Origin of the sequence: Thiomicrospira sp. S5, assembly GCF_003991075.1 — a bacterium.
Lineage (GTDB): Bacteria > Pseudomonadota > Gammaproteobacteria > Thiomicrospirales > Thiomicrospiraceae > Hydrogenovibrio > Hydrogenovibrio thermophilus.
Genome location: NZ_CP014470.1, coordinates 1,990,665 through 2,010,408, shown reverse-complemented (window position 1 = coordinate 2,010,408; position 19,744 = coordinate 1,990,665). Strand labels below are relative to the sequence as shown.

The following is a 19,744-nucleotide window of genomic DNA, read 5'->3' as shown; positions in this document are numbered from 1 at the left end:
GTGTAAAATGTCGAGAAAACCGCCAGGCCTGGCGGTTTTGGAGAATGGTGATAACTCGCGGTCGAGCGGGTTATTCGTGGGTGATTTTCACCGATTGATAGAGTTGTGGGTCTTGCGCTTTCTTTTTCAACCAGTTGTTGGCGGCACTTTGCACGGAGCGCTCAATGGCGGCGCGTTTGCCGGTGCCGGGTTGGCCTGGCTGGTTTTGCACCTTGTCTTTGGTGTTGCTGACCCAAAAGCGCCAATAGGCGACCAAGTCGCTGTTCCAAAAGCGATCCGGGTTGGCGGCGACATAATGCAGGAATTTATCGAAGCTGGCACTGGCCGCTTCCGGTGACAAGCCTTCCTCTTCGGCGTATTGCAACATGGCTTGACTGTTTTCTCGAATCAGTTGACTGAGTTTTTTGTTCAGAATCGAGTCGGTGCTTTGGAAGCGCTTGAGGTGTTTCTTAAGGTTGTCGTCCATCAAAGCCTCGCTCGCCGGCAGTTGCGCATCGGCGGGTAGGGTCAAGCCGGTTTGTTCCTGATAGGCTTTCGGGTTGATCTGGAAGATGCAGTAGTCGTCCAGATTGCGTTTTACCTGAATGATTTGCCGTTCTTCCAGTTTCAGCAATACTTTATAAAGTACTTCGTCACGCCAGAAAGCAAAGAGCTTTTCCAGTTCGTCGGTTTTAATCGGTGATTGGGTGTAATTGTATTGTAGCCAGCCGAGAAAAATCGCTTCATGCATGGAAAGCTTTTCCGCCACTTCGGTTTCAAAACGAATATTCATGCTTTATCCTGCGGATTGCTCGGTCAACTGACGCGCCAGCTTTTGCGATGTACGGCTGATGGTGATCAGTTTGTCGGGGCTGGTGAGGTGTTTCATGACTTCGCGCGCCTTTTTCGGGTCGCCGATTAAAACCGGCGGGGCCTTTTTCGCGCCTTCGATTTTTGAATTCTGGGCATTGATGATGCCGGTCAACTCTACCGGCGGCTGATTCTGGGCCGGGGTGCCGTACATGGCGCGGTAAGTGTTTTTGAATTCATTGGCTTTAAAGACCAGCGATTTTTCGTCCGGAATGTCGCAAATGGCCATCCAGCCGCCCATTTTATGAATGATGTGATGGATCAGCGGATCGTGAAACACCACGTCTTGATAGGCGCCGACTTTGCGAATGGCGGTTTCCACTTCGTTCCAGGCGCGCAAGGCGTTGTCTTGGGTGCCGCCTTTGCAGTGTTTGATGATGTCGGAGACTTTCGGCCACCACTTGCCTTCTTCCGGGTGTTGCATGTGGGCGTTGAACGCTTCTTGAACCTGTTCGATGGAATAGTCTTTCAGTCCGTTCCAGTACATTTCAAACGTAAGGTCGGTTAAGTCCTTTTCGTAATAAGCGAAAACCCAGCTGAGGATTTTCGAGAACTTTTCCATGTCTTGTACTTGCATAGGCGTTCCTGAGCGAATTCCGGTGTCAATGACGGTTTTGGTTGTTTGAGTTTGTATGATGAATGTCGAATTATCTTATCATTTTTCACCCAATGCTGTGGTTTCAATTCGTATTCAAATTCGACCCGGTCTGGTGAAAAATGTCATTGTATTTTGGCGGTGGTTTTGCTGTCGGCATCGGCCAAAAGCGAGTAGAATGAAAACTTAAATTTTAACGAAGCAGGGAAGTCCGTGAAAAAAGTGCTTTTGACAATATGCAGGTTTGGAACCGGGCCGGTTTCCGGTCGTGTGCTTGCGGGCTTGGCGCTGTCCTGCTTCGTGTCGTTCACGGCATCGGCCGCCGCTTTGGAGTCGGAGCTGGCGAAAAGGCCGACCTCGGGACTCTTGTTGCTGAACGCTGCCGAGCAACCGTTGGTGTCGAATCAAGCGGAGCGGTTATTGATTCCGGCTTCCACCACCAAATTGGTAACGGGTTATTTGGCGTTGGATCACTGGGGGCGCGATCACCGTTTTAAAACCGATTTTCGGGTGGTGAGACGAGCGTCGGACGGCGCGGTGATTTTGTGGGTCAAAGGCTATGGCGACCCATTTTTGGTGTCGGAAGAATTGCAGACCATCGCATCGCGTTTGGGATCCGCCTTGGGGGATAGAGGCGTGTCGCATCTGGATGCGATTTATTTGGATGCCGGTTATTTTCAGCCCGGCCTGGTTTTGCCCGGCACCACCGATACTCTGAATCCTTATGATGCGCATCCGAGTGCGTTGGCCGCGAATTTTAATACGCTGTTTTTGAAGTCGGATGACGGTGAAATCGTATCGGCCGAATCGCAAACCCCTTTGACGCGCTTGGCGGTTGAGATTGGTCATGAAACCGATCTGAGCAATGGACGTTTTAACCTGGGGCCGGATGTCCGTTTGGGGCAACGTTATTTTGCCGAATTGTTGGGGGCTTTTTTGAAACAGCAGGGCGTGACGGTGGCGGATGATGTGCAATGGCATCCTATGACCGAAGCCAGAGGTCCTGGCTTGCGTGAGTTATTGAGTTATCGCCACCTGAATTCCTTGACGCTGGGTGAAATGGTGGCGCCGATGATGCGTTATTCGACCAATTTTATCGCCAATCAATTGGCGCTGAAGCTAGCGGCAGAGGCCTATGGCGAACCGGCCACGGCGGATAAGGTGAAGCAGTTGCTGAACAGTCGCTTGAAGCGCCGTTTTGGTTGGCGGGATTTTTATCTGGAAGACGGCGCCGGTCTGTCGCGAAAAAATCGGTTGAGTGCGCGGCAGTTGGTGGATGTGTTGGAGCGTTTCCGGCCATGGAAGGATCTTTTGCCGGAAGTGGAGCCAGATATCTATGCCAAGACCGGGACCTTAATTGGGGTCAGTGCTTTGGCGGGTTACATCAAAAATGACCAGGCCTGGTCACCGTTTGCCTTGCTGGTGAATCAGAAGGTGCCGTTTCATTATCGCAACCAAGTGGCACTGCAATTAAAGCAACGTTTGGCGGACGAGGCGGCGCTACTCAGTCAACGCCCAGAATCTTATGGGTCTGTAAACTGAGCTTCCATTGCGGGTGCGCCAGACAATAGTCCAGAGTGGCTTTGAGGTTTCGGGCTTGAATCGTTGGGTCGGCATCGTCCATGGCTTGCAGATAAAAATGGTCGAATGCCAAACCGGCGACTTTTTCCGGCGGGCAGTTGGCCTGCGGGTACACCAGTTTCAATTCATCCCCTGCATCCAAAATCAATGGGGCCTTGGCTTTCGGGCTGACGCAAACCCAGTCAATGCCTTGCGGCGCTTTTTGGGTGCCGTTGGTTTCAATCGCAATTTCAAAGCCGTGTTCATGAAAGGTATCTACCAACGCTTGGTCCACCTGCAACAGAGGTTCGCCGCCGGTTAAGACCACGAATGGATTTGGCCAGGCCTGGTTGTTTTTACTTGGATGGGTTTTCGGCCAGAGGGTCAATAGGTGTTCAGCCAAGTCGTCAGCGGTTTTAAATTGTCCGCCGTTTTGGCCGTCGGTGCCGAGAAAGTCGGTATCGCAGAATTGGCAAACGGCTTGCGCTCGATCCGCTTCTCGCCCGGTCCAGAGGTTGCAGTTGCTGAAACGGCAGAAAATCGCCGGGCGGCCGGAATGAAATCCTTCTCCTTGCAGTGAATAAAATGCTTCTTTAATTCGGTAGCCCATGGTGCCTTTCCCGGTTATTTCTCGTTGCGGTTTGATGCTAATTTTTACAATGAAAGGGTTTGAAAATGCTATAATGATTAGCTATTTTTTAGACCTTAACTGTTGACCTTGATTCGTATCAATTACGTTGAATTAAAACAGAATAGGGTTTATGCGTCGGTTGAAATGACTTTTCAGAGCGTTTAAACGCCGATTTTACAAAGTGTTTCACGCCACATGTTTTTTAGGAGAGAGATTATACCAATGTCTGCCAAGACCTTATACGATAAATTGTGGGACAGTCACGTCGTCCGTCAGGAAGAAGACGGGACGGCGTTGATTTACATCGATCGTCAATTGTTGCACGAGGTAACGTCGCCTCAGGCGTTCGAAGGGCTGCGCCTCGCCAATCGTAAACCTTGGCGCATTAACGCCAATTTGGCGACGCCGGATCATAACGTGCCGACCACGCCGTATAAAACGGTGGATGACATTGTCGATCCGATTTCGCGGATTCAGGTGCAGACATTGGATGCCAATACCAAACATTTCGGGATTACCGAATTCGGTATCGGCGACATTCGTCAGGGTATCGTGCATGTGGTCGGGCCGGAAGAAGGGATGACCTTGCCGGGGATTACGCTGGTGTGTGGTGACTCTCATACGGCGACGCACGGCGCTTTGGGAGCGTTGGCGCACGGCGTGGGGACGTCGGAAGTGGAACATGTGCTGGCCACGCAATGCTTGATTCAAAAGAAAATGAAAAACATGCTGATCAAGGTGGACGGTCAATTGCAGCCGGGGGTCACACCGAAAGATGTGGTCTTGGCGATTATCGGCAAAATCGGTACCGCCGGCGGCAACGGTCATGCCATCGAATTCGGCGGACAGGTGTTCCGGGATATGTCGATCGAAGGGCGTATGACCGTGTGTAACATGGCGATTGAAGCCGGTGCGCGTGTCGGTTTGGTGGCGGTGGATGATAAGACCATCGAATATGTAAAAGGCCGCCCGATGGCACCGAAAGACGACCAGTGGGAAATGGCCGTTCAGGCCTGGCAAGATTTGAAATCCGACGATGATGCCGTGTTCGATAAGGTGGTGGAAATCGACGGTGCCAGCATTGAACCACAAGTGTCTTGGGGAACGTCGCCGGAAATGGTCTTGGATGTCAATGGCAAAGTGCCGAACCCGGCGAATGAATCCGACGAAGTTAAAGCCAGCGGCATTCGCCGCGCGTTGGAATACATGGGGCTGGAAGCCGATATGGCGATTACCGATATTCCGGTGGATTATGTTTTCATCGGTTCCTGTACCAACTCGCGCATCGAAGATTTTCGTGAAGCGGCGGCCGTGTTGAAAGGCCGTAAAGTAGCCGCTTCGGTTGAGCAAGCGATCGTGGTGCCGGGGTCCGGTCTGGTCAAACAACAAGCCGAAGCCGAAGGGTTGGATAAGATTTTCATTGAAGCCGGTTTCGAGTGGCGTAACCCGGGCTGCTCAATGTGTTTGGCGATGAACGCCGATAAACTGCCGAGCGGTAAGCACTGTGCCTCCACGTCGAACCGTAACTTCGAAGGGCGTCAGGGCGCTGGCGGGCGCACGCATTTGGTCAGTCCGCAAATGGCGGCCGCCGCCGCGGTGGCCGGCCACTTTGTGGACGTGCGTGACATGATGAAAGAAGCGGTATAAGGAGTCAGAATGGAAAAGTTTACGAAATTTACCGCCATCGTGGCGCCAATGGATCGGGCCAATGTGGATACCGATGCGATTATCCCCAAGCAGTTTCTGAAATCCATTAAACGCACCGGTTTCGGACCGAATTTGTTTGATGAATGGCGTTACGAAGACGTCGGCGAGCCGGGACGAGATAATTCCAAACGTCCGTTACGCAAAGACTTTGTGTTGAACCAGCCGCGTTATCAGGGTGCGCAAATTTTGATTGCGCGTGAAAACTTCGGCTGTGGTTCCAGTCGCGAACACGCGCCATGGGCTTTGAAAGACTACGGTTTTGACGTCATCATCGCGCCGAGTTTTGCCGATATTTTCTTTAATAACAGTTTTAAAAACGGAATCTTGCCAATCGTGCTGGACGAGCAGACGGTGGACGGTTTGTTTAAAGAAATTTTCGCGCAGGAAGGTTATGAGCTGACCATCGATTTGGAAAATCAACAAATCATCAAGCCGAACGGTGAGGCAATCGGGTTTGAGGTGGATGCCTTCCGTAAACATTGTTTGTTGAACGGGTTGGATGATATCGGTTTGACCTTGCAGCATGAAGATGAAATCAAAACCTTTGAAACCAAGCATAAAGCGGCCTCGCCTTGGCTGTTTTGATTTGCGGCTCATTGAATACGTAATTTAATAAAAGACACTGTAGAGACACTGTAAATGACAAAAGAAGTACTGATTTTACCTGGGGATGGCATTGGGCCGGAAATTACCGCCGAAGCGGTGAAAGTGCTGGAAGCCTTGCAAAAAAGCGATGGCCTGGACATCAAGATGACACACGACTTGGTCGGGGGTGCGGCTTACGATGTACACGGTGTACCGCTGGCGGATGAAACCTTGGAAAAAGCCAAACAGTCTGATGCGATTTTGCTGGGCGCGGTGGGCGGTTATCAGTGGGAGTCGTTGGATATTTCGGTTCGCCCGGAAAAAGGACTCTTGTCTCTACGCTCCAATCTGGAGTTGTTCGCTAACCTGAGACCGGCGTATTTGTTCCCGCAATTGGCGGATGCGTCAACGTTGAAGCCGGAGGTTGTGGCTGGGCTGGATATTTTGATTGTGCGTGAATTGACCGGTGGGATTTACTTCGGCCAGCCACGCGGTATCCGTACTTTGGAAAACGGCGAACGCCAAGGTTACAACACCTATGTGTATTCCGAGTCCGAAATCAAACGTATTGCGCGCGTGGCATTCGATGCGGCGATGAAGCGTAACAAAAAGTTGTGTTCTGTCGATAAGGCCAATGTGTTGGAAGTGACGGAAATGTGGCGTGAAATCATCGATGAAGTCGCCAAGGATTATCCAGAGGTGTCTGTTCAACATATGTATGTGGATAACGCCGCCATGCAGTTGGTGTTGAATCCGAAGCAATTCGACGTCATGGTGACCGGTAATATGTTCGGCGATATCTTGTCGGATGAAGCGTCTATGTTGACCGGTTCCATCGGCATGTTGGCGTCGGCGTCATTGGATGCCAACAATAAAGGGATGTATGAACCAAGTCACGGTTCCGCTCCGGACATCGCCGGGCAGAATATCGCCAATCCATTGGCGACCATCCTGTCGGCGGCGATGATGTTGCGTTACAGTCTGGGGCATGAAGATTTGGCCTTGAAAATTGAAAGCGCGGTCAGCAAGGTCTTGGATCAAGGCTTGAGAACCGGTGATATCTGGTCGGAAGGCTTGACGAAAGTCTCGACTTCGGAAATGGGGGATGCGGTCGTCGCGGCACTGTAAAAGCGACGAACGATTCGTGCATTTTTCGTGTAAACGTGTAAACTGCACAAAACGCCTTTTGAGATGAACAGGAAGCCTCCCGTTTAAGATGAAGAATCATTTTACAATCACCATCAGCGATGTACACGGTTCCCGCCATTTTTCGTTTAAGCAGTTCATGCGAAAAATCGCCTTATTCGTGGTGTTGTTCATCTTTTTGTTGTTGGCCGGATCGGCGGCCGTCATCTGGTGGCTGAACCAGGAAATTGTCGATATTGAGGACAAGCGGGAAAACGCCGAGCAGGAATATCGCACCGTGCTGGAAAAGAGCAAAAGTGCTTACCTGTCGTTGGAAACCGAAAAGAAAAAACTGCAAACGCAGTTGGATAACCGGACCAAGCAGATTCAATTTCTGGACCAGACGCTGAAGGGCCTGGAAGACTTGATTGGCGTCAAACCGGATGAAGATGCGTTGGTGACCGATCGGGTCAAGATTGTTCAACTCACCACGTTGGAAAAGCAGGTGATGTTGGAAGATATTCCAAACGGCCGTCCGGTAAAAGACTACAAAGGCGTCAGCAGTAGTTTCGGCTGGCGGACGCACCCGGTCAAAGGGACGCGTGAATTCCACCGTGGCATCGATTATCGCGGCAAGCGAGGTGACGGTGTCATCGCGACAGCCAGTGGTGTCATTGAATACGCCGGCTACCATAAACAAAGCGGTTATGGTCGTTTAATCATTATCTCGCATGACTACGGGTTTAAAACGCTTTACGGTCACATGAGTAAATTGTTGGTTAAAACCGGTCAGGTGGTGAAAAAGGGTGAGTTGATTGGTGAAATCGGTTCATCCGGTTTGTCTTCAGGGCCTCATTTGCATTATGAGGTCAGTTTTGTGCAGCGTAAGCTGAATCCCGTTCCGTTCATCAACTGGGATTTAAAAGATTACGATGAAATATTTAAAAAGGTAAAAGGTGTACCATGGGGATCTTTAAGTCAAATGGTTCAGGATCGCGTCCAGCAGGTGGAAAAACAATTATTGCTGCGGGATGTAAAATAAGCGGTGAGATTAAAGACCTGGGTGGTGCCTTACATATAGACGGGCATATCGATGGGATTATTGAAACCGATTACGATGTGTCCATCGGTGACAAAGGCATTGTCACCGGATTGGTGAAAGCCAAGACCATTGTGGTGAGTGGCACGCTGGAAGGGAAAGTGGCTTGTGAGAGCATTGATATTCTGTCCAGCGGGAAGATGCTCGGTGAAGTGGTCTGCGGCGAGATGATGATTGAATCCGGCGGGAAGTTCATTGGTGAAAGCCGTGAATTGACCGAGGGCGGGTTAATTGTCAGCTTCCCGGAAGATGAAAAAACCAAATTGGAAAACCAAGCGAAATCCGTAGTGGAGATGATAAAAAGTAAAAACGCCATTACGGACGATATCAAAGCAACGGATGCAGAAGCCGTTTCAACGAAATAAACAGCAAAGAAGGGAGAAGTATGTCAAAGCAGTATGATGTTGCGGTCGTGGGTGCCACCGGTGCGGTTGGCGAAACCATTTTGAAAGTGTTGGAAGAACGCAACTTCCCTGTTCGGAACCTTTATCCGTTGGCGAGTAGCCGTTCGGCGGGTAAAAAACTGGAATTCAATGGCGGTTGGGTCGAAATTCAGGATCTGGCGACATTCGATTTCTCTAAAGTTCAGATTGGCCTGTTTTCACCGGGAGCCAGCGTGTCCCGCGAGTACGCGCCGAAAGCGGCGGCGGCCGGTTGCGTGGTGGTGGATAACACGTCCGAGTTCCGTTATGACGACGATATTCCATTGGTGGTGCCGGAAGTGAATCCGGATGCCGTAGCGGGTTATAAAACGCGCGGTATCATTGCCAATCCGAACTGTTCAACCATCCAGATGCTGGTGGCGTTGAAGCCGATTCATGATGCGGTGGGCATTACGCGCATCAACGTGGCCACCTATCAAGCGGTGTCCGGTTCCGGCAAAGAGGCGATTGATGAGTTGGCGACGCAAACGGCGAACCTGTTGAATCTGAAACCGGTGGAAGCCACGGTGTATCCGAAGCAAATCGCCTTTAACTGTATTCCGCAAATTGATGTTTTCCAAGAAAATGGTTACACCAAAGAAGAAATGAAAATGGTGTGGGAAACTCAAAAAATCATGGGTGACGATAGCATTCTGGTGAATCCGACGGCCGTACGTGTACCGGTTTTCTACGGTCACAGTGAAGCGGTTCACATCGAGACCAAAGAAAAAATCACCGCAGAAAAAGCCAAGGAAGTATTGAAAGCGGCCGACGGCATCGTGTTGATTGATGAACACCAGGATGGTGGTTATCCGACGGCGGTGACCGATGCAGCGGATACCAACCCGGTTTACGTCGGGCGTGTGCGTGAAGACATTTCCTGCGAAAAAGGCCTGGATTTGTGGGTCGTCGCCGACAACGTCCGTAAGGGCGCGGCAACCAACACGGTTCAAATCGCCGAACTGCTGATTAAGGATCACATTTAATCTCCAATGGCGTTACTGGCAATTGGTATTGAGTATCAAGGCACGGCCTATTGCGGCTGGCAGCGACAACGTCATTGTGAGTCGGTGCAGCAGCACTTGGAAAGTGCTTTATCGGAAATTGCCAATGAACCCATCGAGTTGAATTGCGCCGGTCGAACCGATACCGGTGTGCATGCCATTGGTCAGGTTGCGCATTTTGTGACCTCGTCCGAACGTCCTGATAAAGCCTGGGTGCAAGGCGTGAATACTAAGCTCCCGCGTGATATTCGGGTGGTGTGGGCCAAGCCCATGACGGACGATTTTCATGCTCGCTTCTCGGCGGTGGCACGCCAATACCGTTATGTGATTTTCAATCGTTCCGTGCATTCGGCCATTTTGGCGCATCGTGTGACCTGGGAAAGCTGGCCGCTGGATGAACAGAAAATGCATCAGGCGGCACAGGCACTCATCGGCGAGCGCGATTTTTCCTCTTTCCGGGCAGCAGGGTGTCAAGCGGCGCATGCACGTCGGGAAGTACAGTGGATTGAGGCGTCGCGTCGCGGCGACTTCGTGTTTGTCGATATCCGCGCCAATGCGTTTTTACACCACATGGTGCGTAATATCGTTGGCACCTTGTTGGAAGTCGGTCGCGGGGAAAAACCGGTGACTTGGGTAACGGATTTACTGGCGAAGCAGGATCGTACCCAGGCGGGGATGACGGCGCCGGCGGATGGACTTTACTTCGTGAATGCCTTTTATCCAGAAGCCTTTGAGCTTCCGGTGGTTGAGTTGAACGAATTGTTATGGCAAGGATGATGTGATGCGAACACGCATTAAAATTTGTGGCATGACGCGGCCTGAGGATGCATTGGCGGCGGCGGAAGCCGGAGCCGACGCCTTGGGATTTGTGTTTTACCCACCCAGTCCGCGTCATATTGAAATCGACCAGGCCTGGTCGATTATCGATGTTCTGCCGGCCTTTGTGACCACGACGGCGTTGTTCGTCAATCCTGAGCCAGGCCTGGTGAAAACCGTGATTCAGCGTTTGAAAATCGATTTGCTGCAGTTTCACGGCGATGAATCCGTCGAATTTTGCGAGCAGTTTGAGCGGCCGTACATTAAAGCGGTGCGTATGCAGCCGGATACAAATCTAGCCGACTTATCGCAGCACTATGCGTCGGCTCAGGCGTTGTTGCTCGACACCTATGTGAAAGGCGTGCCGGGCGGTACCGGCGAGGCCTTTAACTGGGATTGGGTTGCGCCCTTGAAGCGAGGTGACGCCTGTTTGCCGATTATCCTGGCCGGTGGATTGACGGCGGAGAACGTCGGACAGGCGGTTCAAACTGTTCAACCTTGGGCCGTGGACGTCAGCGGCGGAGTGGAGGCCCAACCCGGCAAAAAGTCGGTGGCACAGATTCAAGCGTTTGTGGAAGCGGTCAACGCATCCGCACAAACCTAAAATTGAGATGAAAAAGTGAGTTCAAGAATGAGTGTTGATTATTCGCAATATCCTGATTCAAAAGGACATTTCGGTATCTATGGTGGCATCTTTGCGCCGGAAACCCTGATGGCGGCGTTGGAGGATTTGAATAAACAGTATGAAAGTCTGAAAAACGACCCGGAATTTTTGGCCGAGTTGACCAAAGACTTTCAAGACTATGTCGGGCGCCCGAGTCCGCTTTATTTCGCCGAGCGATGGACCGAATCTTTGGGCGGCGCGAAAATCTACCTGAAGCGCGAAGACTTGAATCATACCGGTGCGCATAAGATTAATAACACCATTGGACAGGCCTTATTGGCGAAGCGTCTTGGAAAAACGCGCATCATCGCCGAAACCGGTGCCGGGCAGCATGGTGTGGCCAGTGCGACTGTCGCGGCACGCCTGGGCTTGGAATGTGTTGTCTATATGGGCGCGGATGACGTGGTACGTCAAGCACCCAACGTGGCCCGCATGAAAATGCTGGGCGCCGAAGTGGTGGCGGTGGAATCCGGTACCCGCACTTTGAAGGATGCCTTGAACGAGGCCATGCGTGATTGGGTGACCAATGTGGACGATACGTTTTACATTATCGGCACCGTAGCCGGCCCACATCCGTATCCGGCGATGGTGCGTGATTTTCAAGCCATCATCGGGCGTGAAGCCAAGCAGCAGCACTTGGAAAAAGAAGGGCGTTTGCCGGATGCTTTGATCGCCTGCGTGGGCGGCGGCTCTAATGCCATCGGGTTGTTTTATGATTTTTTACCGGACGAATCGGTCTCGATTTACGGTGTCGAAGCAGGTGGTCATGGCTTGGAAACCAACGAGCATGCCGCGCCTTTATGTAAAGGCAAGCCAGGTGTGTTGCATGGTAACCGTACCTATTTGATGGAAGACGAAAACGGGCAGATCATGGGGACGCACTCCATTTCTGCCGGTCTGGATTATCCGGGTGTGGGGCCGGAGCACTCTTGGTTAAAAGACATTGGGAGAGTGGACTATGTCGCGATTAACGACGATGAAGCCCTGCAAGGTTTTCGCGATTTGACGCGTTATGAGGGTATTATTCCGGCGTTGGAATCGAGCCATGCCTTGGCGTATGCCACCAAGTTGGCGCCGACCATGCGACCGGATCAGACCATTGTCGTGAATTTGTCCGGCCGTGGTGATAAAGATATGAATACCATCGCGAAGATAGAGGGGTTTGAGTTTTAAAATGAATCGAATTGATGCAACGTTGGCGGCCTTGAAAGAACAAGGAAAGACCGCTTTAATCCCTTACATCACCGCGGGTGACCCGCATCCGGATATGACCGTTTCATTAATGCATTCGCTGGTCGAGCAGGGCGCGGATATGTTGGAGTTGGGCGTGCCGTTTTCCGATCCGATGGCGGATGGTCCGGTCATTCAAAAAGCCGTGGAACGTGCGCTGGCGTATCATGTCAGCATGAAAGATGTTTTTCGTTATGTGACGGAGTTCCGAAAAACCGATGCCAAGACCCCGGTTATTTTGATGGGGTATTTGAACCCGATTGAAGCCATGGGCGTGGAAACCTTTGCGAAATATGCCAAAGAAGCTGGTGTGGACGGTGTTTTGACGGTGGATATGCCTCCGGAAGAAACCAATGGTTATTTGAGCGCTTTACAGGATGAAACCTTAAACCGCATCTTCCTGGTGTCGCCGACGACGCCGGACGGTCGTTTGAAAGCCGTCAATGATATGGGCAGCGGTTTTGTTTATTACGTTTCGTTAAAAGGCGTGACCGGTTCCAAAGCGTTGGATGCATCGGATGTGGCGCAGCATGTTGGGCATTTGCGCCAGAAAACGGCCATGCCGGTGGCCATCGGTTTCGGAATTCGTGATGGTGACACCGCTTATCAGATGGCGAAGCTGGGCGATGCCATTATTGTCGGTTCGGCTTTGGTGAGTTTGGTTGAACAGAATGCCGATCAACAATTATCTGTGATTGAGCAGGTATTGAGTGATAAAATGCGCGAATTCAAACAGGCGATCAATAAAGCGGACAGCGAATAACGCCTTAAATAGACAGATAAGATATGCAACAGGCCGTTACGGATCAATGGCCGTTTGGAGAACATCATGAGTTGGTTTGAAAAGATTTTACCGAGTATCAAGCAAGTGGCGGAACGCAAGAAAAACGTTCCGGAAGGGCTGTGGACCAAGTGCCCGAAATGCGAAAGCACCTTGTATCGTGCCGAAGTGAAACGTAACCAGGAGGTTTGCCCGAAGTGTGATCACCATATGCGCTTGGGTGGGCGTGATCGTTTGGAATCCTTCCTGGACGATGGAACGGCGGTTGAAATTTCGGCGAATATCTCGCCGGTCGATGCCTTGAAATTCAAGGACCTTAAACCCTACAAATCCCGTATTGCGCAAGCGCAAAAAGCTACCGGCGAGAAAGATTCTTTTGTGACCATGGTGGGCGAAATTCAAGGGCTGGAAGTCGTGGCCGGAGCGTTTGAATTTAAGTTCATGGGCGGTTCCATGGGATCGGTGATGGGCGAAAAATTCGTGCGCGCGGTGAATGAAGCCATTGAGCGCCGTTGCCCGTTGATTGTGTTCTCCGCCAGTGGCGGCGCGCGCATGCAGGAAGCCTTGTTTTCGTTGATGCAAATGGCCAAAACCAGTGCGGCGTTAGGCAAGTTGCGTGACCAAAACTTACCGTTTATTTCCGTTTTGACGGACCCGACTATGGGGGGCGTCTCCGCCAGTTTTGCGATGTTGGGTGACCTGAATGTCGCCGAACCAAAAGCCCTGATCGGTTTTGCCGGACCACGCGTCATCGAGCAAACGGTGCGCGAAAAACTGCCGGAAGGCTTTCAGCGCAGTGAATTTCTGTTGGAGCACGGCGCTATTGACATGATTATTCACCGTCACCAGTTGAGTGCCGAATTGGCTTCCGTCTGCCGTATGCTTTTGAAAAAGCCGGCCTGATGCATTCCTGAAGCCGTGAAACCGACATCCCACTCCAGTCTGCAAGCTTGGATTGATTGGCTGGTGTCCTTGCATGCCGAGGAAATCGATCTCGGTATCGAACGCGTGAAATCCGTTGCTGAAATCATGGGGTTGCTCCCTATGGCGCCGACGGTCATTTCCGTGGCGGGGACCAACGGCAAAGGGTCCAGTGTGGCGATGCTGAACGCCATTTATCAAGCGGCCGGGTTTCGAACCGGCGTGTTTACCTCGCCTCATCTCTTGCGTTTTAACGAACGTATTCTTTTGGCCGGTCATGAAGCGACCGACCAGCAAATTGTCGACGCTTTCTGTGCCATTGAAGCCGCTCGTGGGCATATCAAACTGACGTATTTTGAATTTTCGACCTTGGCCGCGCTTTGGCTGTTTGCACAAGACTCGTTGGACGTGGTGATTTTGGAAGTCGGTCTTGGCGGGCGCTTAGACGCGGTCAATTTGGTGGATGCTGATGCCAGTTTGGTTACGGCGATTGATGTCGATCACCAGGATTGGCTGGGATCGGATCGCAGTCAGATTGCCGTTGAGAAGGCGGGTATCATGCGTTCGAGACGCCCCAGCGTGTGTTCCGATGCGGATGCACCGACGACCTTGTTGGATTATGCGGAGCAGCATCAAGTGCCGTTGCAGTTACTGGGGCGGGACTTTGGTTATGTTGAAAACGACCAGGCCTGGTCGTTTGGGTCGGAAGGATCGGTTCGGGATGGACTGCCGATGCCGGCATTGAAGGGCCGCTTTCAATTGCAAAATGCCGCCGGAGTGTTGGCGTTGATTGAACAGTTACAAGCGCGTTTGCCGGTGTCGGATGCCGCTATGCATATGGGGTTGGAAACCGTCACGCATGCCGGACGGTTGCAATCCATTGAGCGGGGGGCACAACACTGGTTGGTGGATGTGGCGCACAATCCCCAAGCTGCGATGGAATTGGCCCGTTTTCTTGATACACACCCGATCATGGATGTGGCGATTTTCTCGGTATTGGCCGATAAAGACGCTTTGCCGATGGTTCAGGCCGTGGCGCCGTATGTGAAGAAATGGGCGATTGCCGACCTGGCGGTTCCTCGGGCCATGTCGCTGGAAAACCTGAAAGCGCTTTTGCTTCGGGCGGGCGTTTCAGCCAATAATATAGTAGAATACTCGGATATTTCGGAAGCGGTCGCCGCGCATCATGACGAACCTTGGGAGCGCATGTTGGTTTGGGGATCTTTTTTCACCGTTTCACAAGCTTTGGCCTGTTTGAACCATGACTGATCCAATCGACAATCAGGAACTTTCCGACTTTCAAGTGTCCAAATATCGCTTGACCGGCGCGTTTGTGTGGCTGGGATTATTGGTGATTATCGTGCCGATCTGGTACAGCAATCCGGTGAATTTCGATCCGACCGCACAAACGGATGCCGATGCATCCGACTCGAAAACCATTTTAGTGGAAAAGCCGTTTTTATTGCCGGGGCATGACCGCTCGACGGCATCGGACTCGAAGTCTTCCGAGCCGAAGCAAACGATTTCCGAAGCAACGACCAAAACAACGTCAGAAGCCGCTGAAGAGACGGTAGCGGTGGATAAAACGCCGGTTGAAGCGGCGCCGACCAAAGAAGAACCTGCGACGGCTGTAGCTTCCGAAGGTGATTCGGAATGGATTATTCGCTTGGTGGCCTATCGTAAAAAAGAGATGGCGGAAACGCTTCAGGGGCGGTTGAAATACGACTATGAAGCCTTTATAAAGTATTTTCCAAAGAGTAATTATTATTCGGTCAGAGTGGGGCCTTATACCTCGAAAGCACTGGCGGAAAAAGATCAAAAACGTTTGGACAGACTGTTAAGAATACAGTCGCAACTGGTTAAATTTAAACGGACGCCCTAGCCGTTTAAGCGTGTCGAACTGGGCTATATAATCGGAGAAAACTCACCATGTGCGGGATCGTCGGAATCGTATCAAACACACCTGTTAACCAAGAAATCTATGATGCCTTGACGGTGTTGCAGCATCGTGGACAGGACGCGGCAGGCATTGTCACGTGTCAGGAAGGTCGTTTGTACCAACGTAAGGATAACGGTTTGGTGAAAGATGTGTTCCGCACTCGTCATATGCGTGATTTGCATGGCAATATGGGAATCGGGCATGTGCGTTATCCGACGGCGGGCAGTTCTTCCGGCGCAGAGGCGCAACCGTTTTACGTTAACTCGCCTTACGGTATTGCGATGGGGCACAACGGTAATTTGACCAATGCCGATCAGTTAGGCAAAGAGCTTTACGAACAAGATTTACGTCACCTAAACACCAATTCCGATTCCGAAGTGTTGCTGAATGTATTCGCCCATGAGTTGATGCAGCAGAAAAAACTGTTTGTCGATGCGGAAGATATTTTCAGTGCCATTTCCCGAGTGCATAAACGTGCGCGTGGCGGTTATGCCGCGGTGGGTGTGATTCCGAGTGTCGGCATGTTCGGTTTTCGTGACCCGTTTGCATTGCGCCCGATTGTTGTTGGACAACGCCAGACTTCTGAAGGTGTCGACTATATGCTGGCGTCCGAGAGTGTGGCGCTGGATGCCGCCGGTTTTGAACTGTTGAAAGATTTGGAACCGGGTGAAGCGGTTGTTGTCAGCGAATCGGGGAACATCCAATTCAAGCAATGTGCCGACAACCCTCAGTACAGCCCATGTATTTTCGAATTTGTGTATTTTGCCCGTCCCGACTCGATGATCGATGATATTTCGGTTTATAAATCGCGTTTGCGTATGGGGGAAAAGTTGGCCGAGCAGATTTTGCGTGATTGGCCGGAAAATGACATTGATGTGGTGATGCCGATTCCGGACACGAGCCGGACGTCGGCCTTGCAATTAGCGGACATGTTGGGCAAACCCTACCGAGAAGGGTTTATCAAGAACCGTTATATCGGGCGGACGTTTATCATGCCGGGGCAAACCTTACGCAAGAAATCCGTGCGCCAGAAGTTGAACGCGGTGCCGTTGGAATTCGAAGGCAAAAATATCCTATTGGTGGACGACTCCATCGTGCGCGGCACGACGTCGGGTGAAATCGTGCAGATGGCGCGCGAAGCGGGTGCCAAGAAGGTGTATTTTGCTTCGGCGGCACCGGCGGTTCGTTATCCGTATGTGTATGGTATCGATATGCCAAGCGCCACCGAATTGGTGGCGAATGGCCGAGATATTGAACAGATTGCTGAGTATATTGGTGCCGACCGTTTGTTCTATCAGGATTTGGACGATTTGATTGAAGCGGTTTGGCAAGGCAATAAATCCATCAAAGAATTTGATACGTCCTGCTTTAGCGGTTGCTATGTGACCGGTGATATCACACCGGAATATTTGGAGTCTCTGGATAAAAACCGTAACGATTCCGCTCAGTCCGCTCAAAAACGGGTTGGTCGAGAACCGGTTGGTATTTACAACGGTGATGCTTCCGATGACTGATGATTTCGATTTAGAGACGTTGGCGATTCGCTACGGTTACGACCAGACTCAGGAGCAGGAAAATTCCGAAGCGATTTTTCCGACATCGAGCTTTCGGTATCGTTCGGCGCAGCAAGCGGCCGACCGTTTTGCCGGAAATGAAGCGGGCAATGTGTATTCGCGGTTTACCAATCCAACGGTGCGCGCGTTTGAAAAACGTTTAGCGGCGTTGGAGCAGGGTGAAAGCTGTGTCGGCACCGCGTCGGGAATGGCCGCGATTTTGTCGACGTTTTTAGGGCTGTTGGAGTCTGGCGATCACATCGTATCGTCGAGAAGTGTGTTTGGTACCACCAAGGCGTTGTTTGATCGCTATCTTAAAAAATTCGGCATCGAAATCACTTATGTACCTTTGACGGAGCTGAGTGCTTGGCAGAGCGCCATCACGCCGAAAACCAAAGCCCTGTTTTTGGAAACGCCATCCAATCCGCTGACGGAAGTGGCCGATTTAACGGTTTTGGCGGACTTGGCGCATGACAATGATGCGTTGTTAATTGTCGATAATTGCTTTTGTACACCGGCGTTACAAACGCCTTTGACGATGGGCGCTGATTTGGTGGTGCATTCCGCGACCAAGTTTTTGGATGGGCAAGGTCGTATGATCGGCGGGGCGGTTGTCGGTTCCGAAACCTTGATTGAAGAACATATCCGTGGCGTGATTCGAACCGCGGGGCCGTCAATGAGTCCGTTTAATGCTTGGGTGTTTTTGAAAGGCTTGGAAACCTTGAAATTACGGATGGATGCCCATTGCGAACGCGCGCAACGCTTGGCGGAATGGCTGCAAGCCCATCCGGCGGTGGAATCGGTGTTTTATCCAGGCCTGGCCTCGCACCCGCAGCATGATTTGGTGGCAAAACAGCAAAAAGGGCCGGGTGGTCTCTTGTCTTTTCGAGTGATCGGCGGTCGTGAAGCCGCTTGGCAAGTGGTGGACGCCACGCAAATGATTTCCATCACGGCGAATCTCGGCGATGTGAAAACCAGTATTACTCACCCGGCGACCACGACACATTGTCGAGTGGAACCGGAAGAGCGGTTGAAAGCCGGGATTACCGAAAATCTATTGCGGGTGTCGGTCGGATTGGAGAGTTTTGAGGATATCCGGACGGATTTAAGCCGAGGCTTGGACGCGTTGCTTTAACGGTTTCCGTTAAAGCAGGCGGAGAGCGAAGATTATTTCGGGAGTTGTAATTCCGAGTCTTCGTTTTGACGGAAAATCACCACGGTTTTACCGATGGATTGCACCAGTTCGGCTCCAGTTTGTTGCAGGATGTAATCAACGATGTCTTTTCGGTCGGCTCTTTCCGCTGACGCCATTTTGATTTTTAACAATTCGTGATGCGATAAGGTCGTTTCCAGTTCCTGCATCAAGTTGTCCGTTAAACCATTGGCTCCGATCAGGATGACCGGGTTCAGTCCGTGTGCAATCCCTCTTAAGAATCGTTTTTGATTATTTGAAAGTTTTTTGGTCTGTGGCATTGAATTTCCAAAACATATTATTATGAAGTATCAAATCGACATTTGTCGGCACTTTGTCCGACTGGTGTCGCTTGACGGTAACAGCAACGAAGTTGTGTTTGGCCGATACGACTTCGGTCGTGTCGGCGAAAGTGATATTCTAGCGGAAAAAGTGATAAAACACGATGGCAAGAAGTAAATCCAGCGCTGGCTGGCTGAAAGAACATTTTGACGACTACTATGTGAACAAAGCCAAACAAGAGGGTTGGCGTTCACGGGCGATTTATAAGCTACAGGAAATCGACGAAAAAGATCAATTGTTCCGAAAGAGGATGACGGTCATCGATCTGGGAGCCGCGCCGGGTGGTTGGTCACAATGGACGACCCATAAGGTTGGTGAAGAAGGTCGGGTGTTTGCATTGGATATTCTTCCGGTGGAACCTTTTGCTGGCGTGACGTTTATTCAGGGCGACTTTCAGGAAGATGAGGTCTACCAGGCATTACTGGGTGCGCTGGACGGCCGGGAAGTCGATTTGGTGATGTCCGACATGGCGCCGAATATGACCGGTAATAAAGGCATTGATATTCCTCGCGCCATGTATTTGGTGGAATTGTGTGTCGATTTGGCCGAGCAGGTTCTGAAACCGAATGGCGATTTGTTGATGAAAGTGTTCCAGGGAGAAGGTTACGATCAATTACTTAGTCGTCTGCGGCAGCAGTACCAAAAGGTCTTGACGCGAAAACCTAAGGCGTCCCGCCCCAGAAGCAAAGAGATATACGTTTTGGCCAGAGGCAAGAAACCCTGAGGGAT

At 51.3% G+C, this 19,744-nt stretch carries 22 protein-coding genes; 18 read left to right on the top strand and 4 right to left on the bottom strand.

Features of this window, described 5'->3' with window-relative positions; all coding sequences use genetic code 11:
• Positions 1-70: 70 nt before the first annotated feature.
• Together AYJ59_RS09310 and AYJ59_RS09305 are read right to left on the bottom strand one after the other, a co-directional pair.
• The gene (locus AYJ59_RS09310) at positions 71-772 is read right to left on the bottom strand and encodes a hypothetical protein (protein WP_127119947.1); all 702 of its coding nucleotides are present in this window, start codon (positions 770-772) and stop codon (positions 71-73) included.
• 3 nt (positions 773-775) lie between these two features.
• Complete coding sequence (locus tag AYJ59_RS09305) at positions 776-1,426, bottom strand: DUF6475 domain-containing protein (RefSeq protein WP_068648034.1); 651 nt, start codon at positions 1,424-1,426, stop codon at positions 776-778.
• A 246-nt stretch (positions 1,427-1,672) separates the two neighbouring features.
• Here AYJ59_RS09305 and AYJ59_RS09300 point away from each other — a divergent pair, with 246 nt between their 5' ends.
• Complete coding sequence (locus tag AYJ59_RS09300) at positions 1,673-2,986, top strand: D-alanyl-D-alanine carboxypeptidase/D-alanyl-D-alanine-endopeptidase (RefSeq protein WP_237260316.1); 1,314 nt, start codon at positions 1,673-1,675, stop codon at positions 2,984-2,986.
• Here the strand turns inward: AYJ59_RS09300 and queE are convergent.
• Positions 2,949-3,614: a 7-carboxy-7-deazaguanine synthase gene (gene queE / locus AYJ59_RS09295; protein WP_127119946.1), complete on the bottom strand. Its 666-nt coding sequence runs from the start codon at positions 3,612-3,614 to the stop codon at positions 2,949-2,951. The genes AYJ59_RS09300 and queE overlap by 38 nt on opposite strands.
• 243 nt (positions 3,615-3,857) lie before the next feature.
• Here queE and leuC point away from each other — a divergent pair, with 243 nt between their 5' ends.
• From leuC to AYJ59_RS09220, 15 genes are all read left to right on the top strand, one after another.
• The gene (gene leuC / locus AYJ59_RS09290; RefSeq protein ID WP_127119945.1) at positions 3,858-5,282 is read left to right on the top strand and encodes a 3-isopropylmalate dehydratase large subunit; all 1,425 of its coding nucleotides are present in this window, start codon (positions 3,858-3,860) and stop codon (positions 5,280-5,282) included.
• A 9-nt stretch (positions 5,283-5,291) separates the two neighbouring features.
• A complete protein-coding gene (gene leuD / locus AYJ59_RS09285; protein ID WP_127119944.1) occupies positions 5,292-5,927 on the top strand; it encodes a 3-isopropylmalate dehydratase small subunit in 636 nt (211 codons plus the stop codon).
• A 54-nt stretch (positions 5,928-5,981) separates the two neighbouring features.
• On the top strand, positions 5,982-7,055 hold the full coding sequence (gene leuB, locus AYJ59_RS09280) for a 3-isopropylmalate dehydrogenase (protein ID WP_127119943.1): 1,074 nt from the start codon (positions 5,982-5,984) through the stop codon (positions 7,053-7,055).
• A gap of 88 nt (positions 7,056-7,143) precedes the next feature.
• Complete coding sequence (locus AYJ59_RS09275) at positions 7,144-8,094, top strand: M23 family metallopeptidase (protein WP_029937646.1); 951 nt, start codon at positions 7,144-7,146, stop codon at positions 8,092-8,094.
• Positions 8,016-8,516: a bactofilin family protein gene (locus tag AYJ59_RS09270; protein WP_029937647.1), complete on the top strand. Its 501-nt coding sequence runs from the start codon at positions 8,016-8,018 to the stop codon at positions 8,514-8,516. Before AYJ59_RS09275 ends, AYJ59_RS09270 begins: the two co-directional genes overlap by 79 nt.
• Before the next feature lie 20 nt (positions 8,517-8,536).
• A complete protein-coding gene (locus AYJ59_RS09265; RefSeq protein WP_127119942.1) occupies positions 8,537-9,559 on the top strand; it encodes an aspartate-semialdehyde dehydrogenase in 1,023 nt (340 codons plus the stop codon).
• Between the two features lie 6 nt (positions 9,560-9,565).
• Positions 9,566-10,354 (top strand): tRNA pseudouridine(38-40) synthase TruA, encoded by a 789-nt coding sequence (gene truA, locus AYJ59_RS09260; protein ID WP_127119941.1) that lies wholly within the window; start codon positions 9,566-9,568, stop codon positions 10,352-10,354.
• A 4-nt stretch (positions 10,355-10,358) separates the two neighbouring features.
• Complete coding sequence (locus AYJ59_RS09255; RefSeq protein ID WP_127119940.1) at positions 10,359-10,997, top strand: phosphoribosylanthranilate isomerase; 639 nt, start codon at positions 10,359-10,361, stop codon at positions 10,995-10,997.
• A gap of 27 nt (positions 10,998-11,024) precedes the next feature.
• On the top strand, positions 11,025-12,230 hold the full coding sequence (gene trpB / locus AYJ59_RS09250; protein WP_029937651.1) for a tryptophan synthase subunit beta: 1,206 nt from the start codon (positions 11,025-11,027) through the stop codon (positions 12,228-12,230).
• A 1-nt stretch (position 12,231) separates the two neighbouring features.
• Positions 12,232-13,050, top strand: coding sequence for a tryptophan synthase subunit alpha (trpA, locus tag AYJ59_RS09245; RefSeq protein ID WP_029937652.1), 819 nt, complete (start codon positions 12,232-12,234; stop codon positions 13,048-13,050).
• 66 nt (positions 13,051-13,116) lie between these two features.
• Complete coding sequence (gene accD, locus AYJ59_RS09240; RefSeq protein WP_029937653.1) at positions 13,117-13,971, top strand: acetyl-CoA carboxylase, carboxyltransferase subunit beta; 855 nt, start codon at positions 13,117-13,119, stop codon at positions 13,969-13,971.
• A gap of 15 nt (positions 13,972-13,986) precedes the next feature.
• Complete coding sequence (gene folC, locus AYJ59_RS09235) at positions 13,987-15,258, top strand: bifunctional tetrahydrofolate synthase/dihydrofolate synthase (RefSeq protein WP_127119939.1); 1,272 nt, start codon at positions 13,987-13,989, stop codon at positions 15,256-15,258.
• Complete coding sequence (locus AYJ59_RS09230) at positions 15,251-15,871, top strand: SPOR domain-containing protein (RefSeq protein WP_029937655.1); 621 nt, start codon at positions 15,251-15,253, stop codon at positions 15,869-15,871. Before folC ends, AYJ59_RS09230 begins: the two co-directional genes overlap by 8 nt.
• Before the next feature lie 47 nt (positions 15,872-15,918).
• Complete coding sequence (purF, locus tag AYJ59_RS09225; protein WP_029937656.1) at positions 15,919-17,442, top strand: amidophosphoribosyltransferase; 1,524 nt, start codon at positions 15,919-15,921, stop codon at positions 17,440-17,442.
• Positions 17,435-18,616 (top strand): O-succinylhomoserine sulfhydrylase, encoded by a 1,182-nt coding sequence (locus tag AYJ59_RS09220; protein ID WP_206197868.1) that lies wholly within the window; start codon positions 17,435-17,437, stop codon positions 18,614-18,616. The genes purF and AYJ59_RS09220 overlap by 8 nt, the downstream gene beginning before the upstream one ends.
• Positions 18,617-18,648: 32 nt before the next feature.
• Here the strand turns inward: AYJ59_RS09220 and yhbY are convergent, their stop codons facing one another.
• The gene (yhbY, locus tag AYJ59_RS09215; RefSeq protein ID WP_029937658.1) at positions 18,649-18,954 is read right to left on the bottom strand and encodes a ribosome assembly RNA-binding protein YhbY; all 306 of its coding nucleotides are present in this window, start codon (positions 18,952-18,954) and stop codon (positions 18,649-18,651) included.
• Positions 18,955-18,976: 22 nt separating this feature from the next.
• Between yhbY and AYJ59_RS12980 the strand changes: the two genes are divergently transcribed.
• Together AYJ59_RS12980 and rlmE are read left to right on the top strand one after the other, a co-directional pair.
• Positions 18,977-19,132 carry a hypothetical protein gene (locus AYJ59_RS12980; protein ID WP_164730760.1) on the top strand — a complete coding sequence of 52 codons (156 nt, stop codon included), beginning with the start codon at positions 18,977-18,979 and terminating at the stop codon, positions 19,130-19,132.
• Positions 19,119-19,739, top strand: coding sequence for a 23S rRNA (uridine(2552)-2'-O)-methyltransferase RlmE (gene rlmE / locus AYJ59_RS09210; protein WP_127119937.1), 621 nt, complete (start codon positions 19,119-19,121; stop codon positions 19,737-19,739). Before AYJ59_RS12980 ends, rlmE begins: the two co-directional genes overlap by 14 nt.
• The last annotated feature ends 5 nt before the right edge of the window (positions 19,740-19,744 follow it).

Coding starts and splice junctions, on each gene's coding strand:
- AYJ59_RS09230 (WP_029937655.1), top strand. CDS start 15,251: ATGACTGATCCAATCGACAATCAGGAACTTTCCGACTTTCAAGTGTCC.
- AYJ59_RS09275 (WP_029937646.1), top strand. CDS start 7,144: ATGAAGAATCATTTTACAATCACCATCAGCGATGTACACGGTTCCCGC.
- rlmE (WP_127119937.1), top strand. CDS start 19,119: ATGGCAAGAAGTAAATCCAGCGCTGGCTGGCTGAAAGAACATTTTGAC.
- trpB (WP_029937651.1), top strand. CDS start 11,025: ATGAGTGTTGATTATTCGCAATATCCTGATTCAAAAGGACATTTCGGT.
- AYJ59_RS12980 (WP_164730760.1), top strand. CDS start 18,977: ATGAAGTATCAAATCGACATTTGTCGGCACTTTGTCCGACTGGTGTCG.
- purF (WP_029937656.1), top strand. CDS start 15,919: ATGTGCGGGATCGTCGGAATCGTATCAAACACACCTGTTAACCAAGAA.
- leuB (WP_127119943.1), top strand. CDS start 5,982: ATGACAAAAGAAGTACTGATTTTACCTGGGGATGGCATTGGGCCGGAA.
- AYJ59_RS09305 (WP_068648034.1), bottom strand. CDS start 1,426: ATGCAAGTACAAGACATGGAAAAGTTCTCGAAAATCCTCAGCTGGGTT.
- AYJ59_RS09255 (WP_127119940.1), top strand. CDS start 10,359: ATGCGAACACGCATTAAAATTTGTGGCATGACGCGGCCTGAGGATGCA.
- queE (WP_127119946.1), bottom strand. CDS start 3,614: ATGGGCTACCGAATTAAAGAAGCATTTTATTCACTGCAAGGAGAAGGA.
- AYJ59_RS09220 (WP_206197868.1), top strand. CDS start 17,435: ATGACTGATGATTTCGATTTAGAGACGTTGGCGATTCGCTACGGTTAC.
- AYJ59_RS09310 (WP_127119947.1), bottom strand. CDS start 772: ATGAATATTCGTTTTGAAACCGAAGTGGCGGAAAAGCTTTCCATGCAT.
- trpA (WP_029937652.1), top strand. CDS start 12,232: ATGAATCGAATTGATGCAACGTTGGCGGCCTTGAAAGAACAAGGAAAG.
- AYJ59_RS09265 (WP_127119942.1), top strand. CDS start 8,537: ATGTCAAAGCAGTATGATGTTGCGGTCGTGGGTGCCACCGGTGCGGTT.
- leuC (WP_127119945.1), top strand. CDS start 3,858: ATGTCTGCCAAGACCTTATACGATAAATTGTGGGACAGTCACGTCGTC.
- yhbY (WP_029937658.1), bottom strand. CDS start 18,954: ATGCCACAGACCAAAAAACTTTCAAATAATCAAAAACGATTCTTAAGA.
- accD (WP_029937653.1), top strand. CDS start 13,117: ATGAGTTGGTTTGAAAAGATTTTACCGAGTATCAAGCAAGTGGCGGAA.
- AYJ59_RS09270 (WP_029937647.1), top strand. CDS start 8,016: ATGGGGATCTTTAAGTCAAATGGTTCAGGATCGCGTCCAGCAGGTGGA.
- leuD (WP_127119944.1), top strand. CDS start 5,292: ATGGAAAAGTTTACGAAATTTACCGCCATCGTGGCGCCAATGGATCGG.
- truA (WP_127119941.1), top strand. CDS start 9,566: ATGGCGTTACTGGCAATTGGTATTGAGTATCAAGGCACGGCCTATTGC.